Source organism: Streptomyces sp. ADI95-16, assembly GCF_003721495.1.
Lineage (GTDB): Bacteria > Actinomycetota > Actinomycetes > Streptomycetales > Streptomycetaceae > Streptomyces > Streptomyces goshikiensis.
The window spans coordinates 5,619,926-5,632,732 of sequence record NZ_CP033581.1 but is presented as its reverse complement, the minus strand read 5'-3'; the positions used below and the strand labels follow the sequence as shown (position 1 = coordinate 5,632,732).

The following is a 12,807-nucleotide window of genomic DNA, read 5'->3' as shown; positions in this document are numbered from 1 at the left end:
GGTCACCGGCGCCTGTTGCTGGTTTCCACCAATTACGCTCCCGAGCACGCGGGCATTGGCCCGTACGCCACCCAGATCGCGGAGCACTGGGCGGATCTCGGCCACGAGACCCACGTCCTGGCGGGCATGCCGCACTATCCGGCGTGGTCGTTGGAGCCCGAGTACAAGGGGGCGCTCCGGCGCACGGAGCAGCGCGCGGGGGTCACCGTGCACCGGCGTGCGCACACCGTGCCGGCGCGTCAGACCGCCGTGAAGCGGGCCCTTTTTGAAGGATCGATTCTGCTGCACGGCGCCGTGGCCCCGCCCCGGATGCCGAAGCCGGACGCGGTCCTGGCCCAGATGCCCAGCCTCGCGGGCGGGGTCATCGCCGCCCGGCTCGCGGCGCGCTGGAAGGTCCCGTTCGTCCCGGTCGTCCAGGACCTGATGGGCGCCGCCGCCGCGCAGAGCGGGATCAGCGGCGGCGACAAGGCGGCCGCGTTCGCCGGGCGCGCCGAGTCGTACGCCCTGAAGCGGGCCACCCTCGTCGGTGTCATCCACGAGACCTTCGTGGACCGCGTCGTGGGCCTCGGCGTGGACCCGGGGAAGATCCGGATCGTCCCCAACTGGTCGCACGTGCCCCAGCCGACCAAGCCGCGCGGCGAGACCCGCCGGCACCTCGACTGGGCCCCCGGCCAGACGGTCGTCCTGCACTCCGGGAACATGGGCCTCAAGCAGGGCCTCGAAGTCCTCGTCGGCGCGGCCCGGCTGGATCCGGACGTCCGCTTCGTCCTCATGGGGGACGGCAGTCAGCGCGCGGCCCTGGCCGGCCTCGCGGCCGACGTACCGAATCTGGACATCATCCCCCCTGCCGCCGACGGCGAGTTCCCGGATATCCTCGCCGCGGCGGACGTCCTCGCGGTCACGCAGCACGCGGCCGTGATGGACATGAGCGTGCCGTCCAAGCTCACCTCCTACTTCCAGGCCGGCCGGCCCGTCGTCGCCTCCGTCGCGGCGCTGGGCGGCACCGCCCAGGAGGTGGAGCGCTCGGGCGCGGGGGTGCTCGTACCGCCGGAGGACCCGGACGCCCTGCTGAAGGCCGTACGGGCCCTGGCGCAGGACCCCGAGGGGGCGGACCGGCTGGGAGCGGCCGGACCGCGCCACGTGGCGGCGCACCTGAGCCGCGAGGCGGGCCTGGCCCGTATCGACGCACTGATCGACGAAGCACTTGGGGGTCCCCGGACGTGATCGAGACGAACCGCCCAGCGGCGCCCCCGGCCGAGGACGAGCCGGATCTCCTGAGGGACCAGTTCCGGCAACTCCTGCGCTACCGGCGCCTCATCGGGGCCGGCATCGGGATAGGCCTGCTGGGCGGCGTCTACCTCGGCGTCTCCACGGCCGACACGTACGTCTCCGTCGCGGACGTGGTCCTGCGCGCCCCCACCGACGATCCCTTCAACCCGAGCCTGGCGCCCGACAAGGCGATCAACATCGGCTCGGAGCGGCAGGTCGCTCTCTCCAGCTCCATAGCCGGCGAGGCGGCGAAGAAGCTCGGCATCCCCGCGGCCGGCTTCGCCGCCCTGCGCGGTGGTCTCCAGGTGACGAACCCGCCGCAGACGATGGTGCTCCGCTTCACCTACACCGCGTCCTCCCCCAAGGAGGCGGCCCGGCGCGCCAACGCGATGACCGAGGCGTACCTGCTCAAGCGGCAGGAGGCCCTCGACGTCACGCGCGACAAGATGGTCAAGGGCTACCAGGACCAGCGCGACCCGGTCGCCAAGCAACTGGACGACCTCGCCAAGGACATCGCCAAGATGCCGGCCGGCGCCACGCGCGACGCGGCCACCTCCACCAAGACCGACCTGCAGAGCGAGGTCGGCCGCTACAACAACAGCATCACCAAGCTCGAAGCGCTCGACATGACCCCCGGCCGGGTCACCAGCCCGGCCGCCGCGCCCACCGCGCCCGACGGCCCGGGCCTGCCCATGTCGCTCGCGCTCGGCGCGGCCGTGGGCCTCGCGCTCGGCCTGCTCGCCGCGTGGGTACGGCTCGTCTTCGACCCGGCGCCGCGCTCCGAGGGCGATGTCGCCCGGGCCCTGCGGGCGCCCGTACTGGGCTCCCTGCCCCGGAACAAGACCGGCGGCGGACCGCTGCTCGCGGCCGGCGAGGAGGATCCCCGGCTCGCCGAGGAGTTCCGCTCGGTGGCCTTCCGGCTCGCCTACGACGCCCGGTTCGCCGACCGGCGCCGGCTGCTCGTGGTCGCCCCGCGGGGCAGCAGCGAGACCGCCGCGGCGGTGGCCGTGAACCTGGCCGCCTCGTTCGCCGAGACCGGCAAGGACGTGCTGCTGATCGAGGCCGACCTGCGCACCCCGGTCCTGGCCAGCCAGCTGCCCACCGACGCGGGCGGCCGGCCGCGCTGGAGCCGGTCGCCGGGCGGCGCGCCCGCCGGCGGGCACCCCGGGCACGGGGACCACGACTGGCCCGACGGGCGCCAGCTCGTCGTGGACGCCGGGGAGTCGGGCGCCTTCGACCTGATCCCGGGCGAGCGGGCGCGCAACGTCGCCCGCGCGCTGACCTCTCCGCGCGCGACCCGGCTGATCTCCGAGGCCGACTCCCCCAACTCCACCGTCGTGGTGCTCGCCCCTCCGGTGCTCTCGTACGCGGACGCGCTGGCCCTCGTGGACCGCGTGGACGGTGTGCTCGTGGTGTGCGACCCGCGCGCCGTGCACCGCAGCGACCTGGTCCGGATCCGCGAGCTGATCAGCGGGGCCGGGGGCACCGTGCTGGGCGCGGTGCTGCACGCGCCGCTGCCCGGCGAGAAGCGCGGCCGGGGCAAGAAGTCCGCCGGGGCCACCGAGGCCCCCGCTGCGCGGCCCGCCGCCGAAGCTCCGGCCCGGGCGGCCGGGGGCGAGGGCGGCGACGGGGACGAGGACCGGCCCGAGCGGCAGGTTCCCGGTGACGGCAGCGACACCGTCGCCCTGCGTACGGTCCGTACGGGCCGCAGGTGAGCCGACGCGGCCTCGCGGCGGTCTCCTCGGTCCTGGACCAGGCGGCGTCGAGCGCCACGAACATCCTGGTGCTGGTGCTCGCCGCCCGGCTGTCGTCGGCCGCCGCCTTCGCCGACTTCTCGATGGTGTACGTGGCGTTCAGCGTGCTGCTCGGGCTGAACATGGCCTACGTCGGCCAGACGGTGGTGCTGGAGAAGGGCGAGCGGCTCGGCGCGGTGTGCCGGTCGGCGGTGGCCTTCACCGGCGTGGCCGCCGCGGTCGTGGGCGCGGCGCTCGCGGGCCTCGGGCTGCTGCTGCCGGGGCCGGCGGGGTGGGCGTTCCTCGCGCTGGGCCTCGTACTGCCGTTGGTGCTGGTGCAGGACGGGCTGCGGTACTGCTTCTCCGCGCTGCGGACGCCCGAGCGGGCGCTGGCCGCCGACGCGCTGCGGCTGGTGTGCGTGGTCCCGGCGCTGCTGGCGCAGCCCGAGGGGGCGTCGGCGGGGCGGCTGGTGCTGGTGTGGGGCGTCTCGGCGCTGCCGGCGCTGGCGCTGGGGCTGTGGCTGCTGCGCCCGTACGTACGGGGCGCGGTGGCGGACCTGACGCCCTATCTGCGGCGCGGCCACCTGGGGCAGCGCTTCGTGATCGAGTTCGCCGTGGGCAACGGCTCCAGCCAGCTGGCGGTCCTCGGCCTCGGCCTGTTCGCGACCCCGCTGGCGGTGGGCGCGCTGCGGGGCGCGACGACGCTGTTCGGGCCGCTGAACGTGCTGTTCAACTCGGCGAACGCGTTCGGCCCGCCGGTGGTGGGGCGGGCGTCGGGCAAGCGCGGCGTGGTCCGGCTGACGGTGCTGATGGGCTCGGCCCTCGCGGTGCTGGGCGGCGCCTGGGCGGCGGTGCTCCACGCGCTGCCCGGGCGGCTGGGCCGACAGCTCCTGGGCGACACCTGGGACGCCGCCGCCGCCCTCCTGCCGGCGACGGGTGCCCAGTACGCGGTGATGGGCCTGGGCACCTGCGCCCTGCTGACCCTGCGGGTGCTGAACCCGAAGGCGACGCTGTCGTTGCAGGTGGTGTTCTCCCTGCTGTCGGTGGCGCTCCTGCTGGGGGGCTACGCGGCGTTCGGCGTGACCGGCGCGGCCTGGGGCCTGGCCGCCGGTTCCGCCCTCAAGGCGGCCGCCGCCTGGCTGCGCGTCTCCCGCCTCCCGGCCACCCCGGTCCCGGCTCCGGCGCCGGCCCCGGCCTGACCTCCCCGCCGGCGGGCCCCGCTCCGGGGCCGGTCAGCGCAGGGTGGTGGCCTTGTCCTGGCGGTAGGTGGCGACGAGCGCCAGGCAGAGCGCCGCGATCGCGACGCGGCCCGACGCCTGGAGCAGGGGGCCGCGCAGCAGGATGAAGGAGTACCCCGCGACCAGCGGCACCACCACCGAGATCAGGCTGCCCGGCGGGGAGCTGCGGGTGGCGCGCTTGGCGTAGCGGCGGTCGACGCGGGCGGAGGCGTACCCCATCGCCAGCAGTCCGGCGCCCATGCCCAGCGGGCCGAAGTCCAGCCACAGCTCGGCCCAGACGGGAGAGGACAGGTTGGTGTTGACCGTGCCCATCCACTGGCCGACCATCACCCCCGTGTCCCGAGGCTTGCCCGGCCACATCGAGCGGGGCACCGCGAAGAAGACCGAGCCCGCGAGCTGGCGCCCGTAGAAATGGCCCGGGCCGGAGTTCGAGAACGTGATCGTGTTCGCGAACATGCCGATCTGGTCGTAGTCCTTGAGCGCCATCGGCTCCAGGAACGAGGTCGTCTCGACCGGCTTGTAGTTCTTCTCGTCGTAGCGGAAGCGGTCCGCGAACGGGAACACGAGCAGGGCCACGACCACGGCCATCGACAGCGCCACCCGGTACATCGCGGCGCTCACCGGGAAGACGGTGAAGAGCATCGCGAACATGACCGTGAGGAACCAGTACCGGGGGTTCGAGACCGGGTTGTTGACCACCAGGTTCAGCACCGTCAGCGCACCCCAGGTCACGATGACGGAGACCTTGCGGCGGGCGAACTTCGAGGTGATCAGCCAGCGGGTGTAGAGGAGCAGCGCGAGCAGCGCCGGGACCGTGCCGAAGCCGCGCAGCAGCGCCTGGCCGGCCTGGCCGTCGCCGTTGGAGACGCCCGCCTCCTCGATGCCGGCGATGATCTCCTGCCGGCTGGAGAAGAACACGGCCGGGCCGCCGAGCTTCATGATGAACGCCGCGCTGCACAGGAACGCGATGCCGGTGAGCAGTTGGAGCCGGCGCCGGTGCGCCATGACCGGCCGCGCCTCCTTCTGGGAGCCGCCCGCGCGGCCCGCCGGCCGGTGGCGGGCCAGCAGCACGCCGACGTCGAACGCCGTACAGCCGAGCAGCACCAGCCCGATGGCGATGGTGAGGTCGGACCGCGGGCCGACGACGGGGGTCGGCACCCGGCCGAGGACCGCCTGGGCGAGCGGGGCGACGCCCATCGCCATGTAGACGAAGAGCCAGAACGAGCCCTGGAGCAGCTTGCGGCGGCTGGTCAGCACCATCGCGGAGAGCCGGGCGCCCGCGTACATGGTGAGCAGGAGCTGGAGCCAGAAGGCCGCGTCGCGCTGCCCGTCGCCGGACTGGACGGCCACGAACAGCGGCAGGAAGACGGTGAATCCGAGGATGAGCGGTACGGACAGCGCGCGGGAGAGCAGGGTGCGCGGGGTGGTGACCCGGCCCCATCGCCGCTCGTCCTCGAAGTCGGGGACGGGCGGGCGTGACGGGGGGCGTGGCGGCGGGGGTGACGGGGGCCCGGACGGCGGGCCGGAGGGCGGGTCGACGGGCGGGCCGACGGGGGCTTTGCGTATGTCCGTTGCCACTGCTGCCCCCACCCCATGTGCCTGGTCCGCGCGCAGTCTAATCTGAGCGGGCGGCGCCCGGGGAGGCGCCGGGGGGCAGAGGCTGAGGGGCGACCGTTGCGGGATCTTCCTGCGTTCACGCTGGCCGGTTACGACAAGGGGCGCGGGCTGCTGACGCAGGCGCTCTGGTTCGCCGTGATGAACACGCTGTTCATGGCGTGGTTCTGTCCGGCCCGGCTGCGCGTGGCGCTGCTGCGGGCGTTCGGGGCGCGGATCGGCGAGGGGGTGCTGATCCGGCACAAGGTGCGGGTGCTGTGGCCGTGGAAGCTCAGCGTCGGGGACCACACCTGGATCGGCGAGGGCGCCTGGGTGCTGAACCTGGAGCCGGTGACGATCGGTTCGCACGTGTGCGTCTCGCAGGAGGCCATGCTGTGCACCGGCTCGCACGACCACCGGGCGGCCGACTTCCGCTACCGCAACGCCCCGATCGTGGTCGAGGACGGCGCGTGGGTGGCCGTACGGGCGACCGTGCTGGCCGGGGTGACCATCGGCCGCTGCGCGGTCGCGGGCGCCGGGGCGATCGTCCACAGAAACCTTCCCGCACTGACCCTGCAGACGATGGACGGGCAGCGCCGCCCGGTCGAGGAGCCCAAGTGAGAGTCCTGCACGCCGTTACCCTGCACTCCCCCTCGCACGCCTTCGGCGGCCCGGTCCGGGTCGCGCTGAACCTGGCCAAGGGACTGCGGGAGCGCGGCCACGAGGCGCGGCTGCTGGCGCTGGGCGAGGGGTTCCCCGAGCCGTGGCCGACGTCGGTCGAGGGGGTGCCGGCGAAGCTGTTCCCGGCGCGGCGGCTGCTTCCGCTGGGCTTCAGCGGGATGACCTCGCCGGCCCTGCTGGCGTCGGCGAGCCGGCTCGTACGGGACGCTGACCTCGTCCACGTACACCTGGCGCGGGACCTGGTGACGCTGCCCGTGGCCCTGGCGGCGCTGCGGTCCCGCAAGCCGCTGGTGCTCCAGACCCACGGCATGGTGGACCCGAGCGAGAAGCTGCTGGCCAAGGTGCTGGACGCGGTGGCGGTACGCCGGCTGCTGCGCGGCGCGGACGCCCTGCTGTACCTGACCCCGCACGAGCGGGAGGGCCTGGAGGCGGTCACCCGGGGCCCGCTCGCGCGGGCGGTGCGCCTGGTGAACGGCACCCCGGCGCAGGAGGAGCGGCCCGCCCCCTCGGGCCCGCCGCGCATCCTGTACGCGGCGCGGCTCCAGGCCCGCAAACGCCCGGTGGACTTCGTGGACGCGGCCCCGGCCGTCCTCGCGGCGCACCCGGACGCCGAGTTCGTGGTGGCCGGCCCCGACGAGGGCGAGCTCGCGGCGGTCCGGGCCCGGATCGAGGCGCTCGGCCTGTCCGCGCGCTTCACGGTGCCGGGGGCCCTCGCCGCCGGGCAGGTCCTGTCCGAACTGCGGCGGGCCCACGTGTACGTCCTGCCCTCGGTGGAGGAGCCGTTCCCGATGTCGGTCCTGGAAGCCCTGGCGGTCGGCGTCCCCTCCGTGGTCACCCACTCCAACGGCCTGGCCCGAGACATCTCCGCCGCGGGCGCGGGCCGGGCGATCACTCCGGGCCCGGCGGGGGTGGCCGAGGCGGTCCTCGCCCTGCTGGACCCCGCAGCGAACACCAAGGCCTCCACCGCCGCCCGCGAACTGGCCGCCGGATCCTTCTCGATGGACGCCGTCCTCGACACCCTCCTCCCCGTCTACGAGGGCGCGCGGCGTCCGGCGTAGGGCGGCAGCGGGGGGGCCGGGGGTCAGAGGATGTCGCGGCGGGTTTCGTCCACCACCGGGAGGGCGGCCGTGCGGCGGCGCTTGAAGACGCTCGCGTAGACGGCGAGGCCGAGGGCGCCGGCCGCCATCATGATCAGGCCGACCAAGTCCAGGTTGACCCCGTCCATCTTCCAGTCGCTCGCGAAGGTGAGGACAGCCCCCACCACGATCAGGGCGATGCAGCCGCCGATGCCTCCCATGGTTCCGCCTCCGTAGTCGCTGTTCGTGTGAACACGCGGGTACCCCGGGCCCGTACGAGAAAACGCCCCCGGCGGCCGCAGTCGCGGTCGCCGGGGGCGTGTACGGGAGCCGGGGGGTTACGCGGGGACCCAGGCGTAGCAGCCCGTGGAGGTGAACTCGGCGGTGCCCGCCGGGATCGTGGCGACGATCTTGTCGCCCGCCTTGAGCGGGGCTTCCGGGCCCGCGGAGAGGACCGAGCCGTCCTTGGAGCGGGACTCCCAGGTGCAGGTGGTGCTCTGGGTCAGCGCCCGGTAGCTGCCCGCCGCGGGCGACTTGCGGGTGCCGTCGGGGAAGCCCTTCGCCGCGGCGTCCAGGATCGGCTTCTGCTCGGGGCACAGGATCGTGATCGCGTCCTTCGCCGCCGGGATCTCCCCGGCGATGACGGACCCGGTCGCCGCGTCCTTGTCGCGCTTGGCGGTGCGCTCCACCCGCTGGCAGGACTCCTGCCCGTTCTGCAGGACCGCCGCCGGATCCATCTTCTCGGGGACCCGGCCGCTCAGGTACTGCTTCTCGTTGGGCTTGAAGGTGCCCGTCTTCGGCGTGAGCTTCGCGTCCGGCAGCACCGGACCCGTCGGCTTCGCCTCGGCCGCCGCCGCCGGGGCGGACGCGGCCGGGGAGTCCGCCGGGTCGGGCACCGACGAGGCGGCGGGCGGCTTCGGCTTGGCCGCGGCGGCGGGTTCGGCCTTGTCGCCGCCGGAACCGCAGGCGGTCAGCGTCAGGGCGGCGGCCAGCAGAACAGCAGCCGCTGCGGAGCGTCGGTACATCAGGTGGCTCCCGTACTTACTGGTAGAGAGGAGCCGCGGGGCCCGGCCCGGGAAGGCGGGCCCCGCGGCGTGCGTCACGCGGTGACTACTTGGCGCCGAAGGTCAGCACCAGCTCGGGCGCGGCGTCCGCGGCCGTCGCCTCCGAGGACCAGATCCACAGCGGATCGGTGCCCGTGCTCTTCAGGCCCACGCCGTACGTGGTGCCCAGCACGGGGGTGAGCGCGGTGGTGTCCAGCTCCACTCTGTGGACGGCCGAGCCGTCCGCGACGCCCGCGATGGCGCCGAGCGGGCTGGAGCCGAGGGCCGGCTTGGTGGTGAAGGTGGTGCCCGCACCGGTCCAGGTACCGGTGACCGGAACCACGGACACCGTGTCGGTCGTACCGGCACCGGCCTGCGTCGTGGTCTTGAACTGCAGCGACGCGGCCTTCAGGACCTGCCCGGCCGGGGCGGCCGGCAGGTTGAAGCGCAGGTACGTCTCGTACGCCGAGGTGCCGCGCACCGCGAGCGAGGTCGACGCGCCGTAGGCGGTGCTCGGGGCGCCCTGGTTGACGTAGGTGTCCTCGGTCGCGGTGACCTCGGAGACCGTGTCGGTCGGGGCCTTGGCCAGGTCGAAGTGGTTCTTGACCTGGGTCTGCGTCAGCGCCGTCGGGTAGACGGCCGTCTCGTCGAGCTGACCGGCGAAGAAGTTGCTGGTCGGCTTGGTCGGCCAGCCGGAGAGGTTGTCGCCGCCGGCGTGCCAGTAGCCCTGGTACGTCAAGTTGCCCGTGGCGCTGGAGGAGTCCTTCTTCTGGCCGTCCACGTACAGCGTGATGCCGCCGGGGCCCTGCGTACCGACGACGTGGTGCCACTTGTTGTCGTTGTACGCCTCGAACAGGCCGGTGGAGACGGTCCGCGCCGAGCCGTTGGAGACGCCGAAGACCACCCGGCCGGTGTTGGTCAGGTAGATCTGCTTGTCGTACGTGCCGCTGCTGCGGGCGTTGTTGTTGCCGAAGCCGATCAGCTTGCCGCCGCGCGTGGTGTTGGTCTTGAACCACGTCTCGACGCTGAAGGCGGCGCCGACCGACTGGCGGTGGTCGCTGTACACCTGCTGGCTGGTGCCGTTGAAGCCCATCGCCGTGCTGGTGCCGGTGACGGCGCCCGGGCTCTGGCGCAGCGCCGGGGCGTTCAGCTGGATGCCGCTGGTGTTGCCGCCGGCCGAGGAGTCGGCGACGTACGGGCTGACGGTGTCGTCGTAGCGCCAGTACAGGTTGGCGCCGTCGGCGCGGACCTGGTTCGGGTACGACTGCACCGAGGTCGGGACCGTGGCGGAGACCGCGGCCGACAGGGCGCTGGTGTTGCCCGCGGCGTCGGTGGCGGTCACCCGGTAGCTGTACGACTGGCCGGCCTTGACGGTGGTGTCGTTCCAGGAGGCCTGGGGGCGCTCCCACTCCAGGGACTCCGCGGTCACCGTGGCGACCGGCGAGGCCGAGCCGTTGCGGTAGACGCGGTAGGTCAGCTTGCTGTCGTCCGAGTCGTAGCTGGTGCGCCAGCGGACCTGGACCTCGCCGGGCTTGACGCTGGAGGCGCTGGCGACCGGGGTGGTCGGGGCGCCGATGTCGCCGGTGGAGGCGAAGCGGGTCAGGGCCTGCTGCTCCTTGCCGTTGATGACGGTGAACTCACCGCCGACCCAGAGGTACTTGACGTCGTTCTTCTCCGAGACGGACATGACGCGCGGGCCGATGCCCTCGCCGATGCCGTCGTTCGCGGTGGGGTGCCAGCCGAGCTTGGCGGGGCTGGGCACGAACCCGTCCACGGGCGCGGGGGCGACGCCCTGGTGGTCGGTCAGCTGCGCCAGCAGGAAGTTGCGCTTGCCGTCGGGGAACTGGTTCTCCAGCGAGCAGTCGTGCGCGTGCGAGGAGCTGTAGAGCACGCCCTGGTAGGGCAGTACGAACTGGGTCGCGCCGAGGCAGCGGTCGCGCCACTTCTCGTTGAAGTCGGTGCCGAGGCCGATGCGGCCGTCGAAGACGCCGCCGCCGGAGCCCTCGTTGCCGGTGTAGTACCCGGTCGCGTCGGCGGAGATGTCCTTGACCACCGAGTTCGACGGGATGTTGGTGTACGTCTTGGTGACGGCGCCGGTGGTCGCGTTCACGACGGCCAGGGCGTGCGTGCTGGAGCCGTTGACGTCGAAGAAGTCACCGCCGAGCAGGACGTTCTTGCCGTCGTTGCTGATCTCGACGGCGCGGCCGGGCTCGTCGGCGTTGGCGACGAAGGGCTTGACCGCACCGGAGGCGGCGTCGACCGCGGCGAAGCGCTCGCGGGTCTGGCCCTCGACGGCGGAGAAGTCGCCGGCCGCGTAGAGCGTGTCGTCGGTGACGGCCAGCGCGCGCACGGTGGAGGGGAAGCCCGGGTGGAAGGAGGCCTTGGGGGTGCAGGTCTCGATGTCGATCGCGGCGACGCTGGAGACGGGGGTGCCGTTGACGGCGCCGAAGTACCCGCCCGCGTAGAGCGTCTTGCCGTCCTTCGACACGACCAGCGTGCGCACCGTCGCGGTGCCGTCGCTGACGGTGAAGGCGAGCTTGCAGGAGGTCGGGTTGCCCGTCGCGGCGTCGAGCGCGACGAAGTTCACGGCTTCCTGCTCGGACCCGGCGGCGCCCGCGGGCGGGGTGACGGCCGAGAAGGTTCCGCCGGCGAAGACGGTACCGCCCGTCTGGGCCATGGCCCAGACGACGCCGTTCGGCTGCCAGGTGGGCAGCTCGTCGGCGGTGAAGGCCACGGGCGCGGTGATGGCGGACGCCTCGGGCATCAGCACCAGGCCTATGCCGGTTCCCGCTCCGGCGAGTGACAGGACGAGGGCAGCAGTCAGCCCTCTGGATCTACGCATGAGCCCCCCAGGGCAATTGCCCGGTTTGATGGCTGGAACTATCCGAACAGCCATATGTACTGGCGCAGACTAGGGCTCACGCGAGGGCCCGGTCACCTCACTTGACCCATTGCATACCAACTTGGAATCAACAGGGTTCAGCCTGGAGGGCGCACTACGGACATACGGCAGGTTTACCCCGGCCACACCCGCGCAGAGCTGTGGGAATGACCGGGACACGGCAAATCGTAGGCGAAATGAGCGACTTCAGCGGTCGATACGGACGGTCACTCCTGCGAGTTGGTCCTCGACCTGGCGGACATCGGCGTCAACCATGATCTGCGCGAGCTCGGAGACGAGGACCGTCGGCTTCCAGCCAAGGATGTCCTGGGCCTTGCTCGCGTCGCCGATCAGGGCGTCGACCTCGCTGGGGCGCTCGTACTTGGGGTCGTAGCGCACGTGCTCGTTCCAGTCGAGGCCCGCGTGCCCGAAGGAGGCCTCGACGAACTCGCGGACGGTGGCGGCGACTCCGGTGGCCACGACGTAGTCGGTGGGCTCGTCCTGCTGGAGCATCCGCCACATCGCGTCGACGTACTCGGGGGCGTAGCCCCAGTCGCGGACGGCGTCGAGGTTGCCGAGGTAGAGGTGGTCCTGGAGACCGGCCTTGATGCGGGCGACCGCGCGGGTGATCTTGCGGGTCACGAAGGTCTCGCCGCGGCGCGGGGACTCGTGGTTGAAGAGGATCCCGTTGACGGCGAACATGTCGTACGCCTCGCGGTAGTTCACGGTCGTCCAGTACGCGAAGACCTTGGCGGCGCCGTACGGGCTGCGCGGGTGGAACGGGGTGCCCTCGTTCTGCGGGGGCGGGGTGGCGCCGAACATCTCGGAGGACGAGGCCTGGTAGATACGGGTGTCCACGCCGCTGGCCCGGATCGCCTCCAGCAGGCGGAGTGCGCCCAGGCCGGTCACGTCGCCGGTGTAGAGGGGGGCGTCGAAGGAGACGCGGACGTGGGACTGGGCGCCGAGGTTGTAGACCTCGTCGGGGCGTATCTCGCGCAGCAGGTTCACCAGGGCGACGCCGTCGGACAGGTCGGCGTGGTGCAGGACGAAGGAGCGGTTCGCGGTCTGCGGGTCCTGGTAAATGTGGTCGATCCGCTCCGTGTTGAAGCTGGAGGACCGCCGCACGAGCCCGTGCACCGTGTAGCCCTTGGAGAGCAGCAGCTCAGCGAGGTAGGAGCCGTCCTGTCCGGTGACGCCGGTGATCAGTGCGGTCTTGCCCATGTGGGTCCCCCTGGGGTTGGTTGTCGTGCGATGAGGCTGCGCCTCGGTCTGTGTTCCGGCCCGGCGTCGACC

Annotated in this window: 10 protein-coding genes; 5 read left to right on the top strand and 5 right to left on the bottom strand. The window is 72.9% G+C overall.

Annotation, left to right across the window (positions count from 1 at the left end; all coding sequences use genetic code 11):
- Positions 1 to 18 precede the first annotated feature (18 nt).
- The 3 genes from EES41_RS25320 to EES41_RS25310 are packed head-to-tail and all read left to right on the top strand — an operon-like array spanning position 19 to position 4,201.
- Entirely contained in the window at positions 19 to 1,224 is a 1,206-nt protein-coding gene (locus EES41_RS25320) for a glycosyltransferase family 4 protein (protein WP_123082689.1), read from the top strand.
- Positions 1,221 to 2,984: a lipopolysaccharide biosynthesis protein gene (locus tag EES41_RS25315; protein WP_123080441.1), complete on the top strand. Its 1,764-nt coding sequence runs from the start codon at positions 1,221 to 1,223 to the stop codon at positions 2,982 to 2,984. Before EES41_RS25320 ends, EES41_RS25315 begins: the two co-directional genes overlap by 4 nt.
- Entirely contained in the window at positions 2,981 to 4,201 is a 1,221-nt protein-coding gene (locus EES41_RS25310) for a hypothetical protein (protein ID WP_123080440.1), read from the top strand. The genes EES41_RS25315 and EES41_RS25310 overlap by 4 nt, the downstream gene beginning before the upstream one ends.
- 33 nt (positions 4,202 to 4,234) lie before the next feature.
- Here EES41_RS25310 and EES41_RS25305 read toward each other — a convergent pair whose 3' ends face one another.
- Positions 4,235 to 5,818 (bottom strand): hypothetical protein, encoded by a 1,584-nt coding sequence (locus EES41_RS25305; protein ID WP_174261735.1) that lies wholly within the window; start codon positions 5,816 to 5,818, stop codon positions 4,235 to 4,237.
- Positions 5,819 to 5,914: 96 nt separating this feature from the next.
- Here EES41_RS25305 and EES41_RS25300 point away from each other — a divergent pair, with 96 nt between their 5' ends.
- Both EES41_RS25300 and EES41_RS25295 read left to right on the top strand, forming a co-directional pair.
- Positions 5,915 to 6,454 (top strand): WcaF family extracellular polysaccharide biosynthesis acetyltransferase, encoded by a 540-nt coding sequence (locus tag EES41_RS25300; RefSeq protein ID WP_123080439.1) that lies wholly within the window; start codon positions 5,915 to 5,917, stop codon positions 6,452 to 6,454.
- On the top strand, positions 6,451 to 7,572 hold the full coding sequence (locus EES41_RS25295; RefSeq protein WP_123080438.1) for a glycosyltransferase: 1,122 nt from the start codon (positions 6,451 to 6,453) through the stop codon (positions 7,570 to 7,572). The genes EES41_RS25300 and EES41_RS25295 overlap by 4 nt, the downstream gene beginning before the upstream one ends.
- A 23-nt stretch (positions 7,573 to 7,595) precedes the next feature.
- Here EES41_RS25295 and EES41_RS25290 read toward each other — a convergent pair whose 3' ends face one another.
- The 4 genes from EES41_RS25290 to gmd form a co-directional block, all read right to left on the bottom strand.
- Positions 7,596 to 7,811, bottom strand: coding sequence for a DUF6458 family protein (locus EES41_RS25290; RefSeq protein ID WP_037791312.1), 216 nt, complete (start codon positions 7,809 to 7,811; stop codon positions 7,596 to 7,598).
- 117 nt (positions 7,812 to 7,928) lie between these two features.
- Complete coding sequence (locus EES41_RS25285) at positions 7,929 to 8,615, bottom strand: hypothetical protein (protein WP_164495944.1); 687 nt, start codon at positions 8,613 to 8,615, stop codon at positions 7,929 to 7,931.
- Positions 8,616 to 8,700: 85 nt separating this feature from the next.
- Positions 8,701 to 11,475, bottom strand: a complete 2,775-nt coding sequence (locus EES41_RS25280) for a LamG-like jellyroll fold domain-containing protein (protein WP_123080436.1) — start codon at positions 11,473 to 11,475, stop codon at positions 8,701 to 8,703.
- Between the two features lie 246 nt (positions 11,476 to 11,721).
- On the bottom strand, positions 11,722 to 12,735 hold the full coding sequence (gene gmd, locus EES41_RS25275) for a GDP-mannose 4,6-dehydratase (RefSeq protein ID WP_123080435.1): 1,014 nt from the start codon (positions 12,733 to 12,735) through the stop codon (positions 11,722 to 11,724).
- Positions 12,736 to 12,807 lie beyond the last annotated feature (72 nt).

Excerpts from the sequence above, each read along its gene's own strand:
- EES41_RS25285 (WP_164495944.1), bottom strand. The coding sequence starts at position 8,615 with ATGTACCGACGCTCCGCAGCGGCTGCTGTTCTGCTGGCCGCCGCCCTG.
- EES41_RS25280 (WP_123080436.1), bottom strand. The coding sequence starts at position 11,475 with ATGCGTAGATCCAGAGGGCTGACTGCTGCCCTCGTCCTGTCACTCGCC.
- EES41_RS25290 (WP_037791312.1), bottom strand. The coding sequence starts at position 7,811 with ATGGGAGGCATCGGCGGCTGCATCGCCCTGATCGTGGTGGGGGCTGTC.
- gmd (WP_123080435.1), bottom strand. The coding sequence starts at position 12,735 with ATGGGCAAGACCGCACTGATCACCGGCGTCACCGGACAGGACGGCTCC.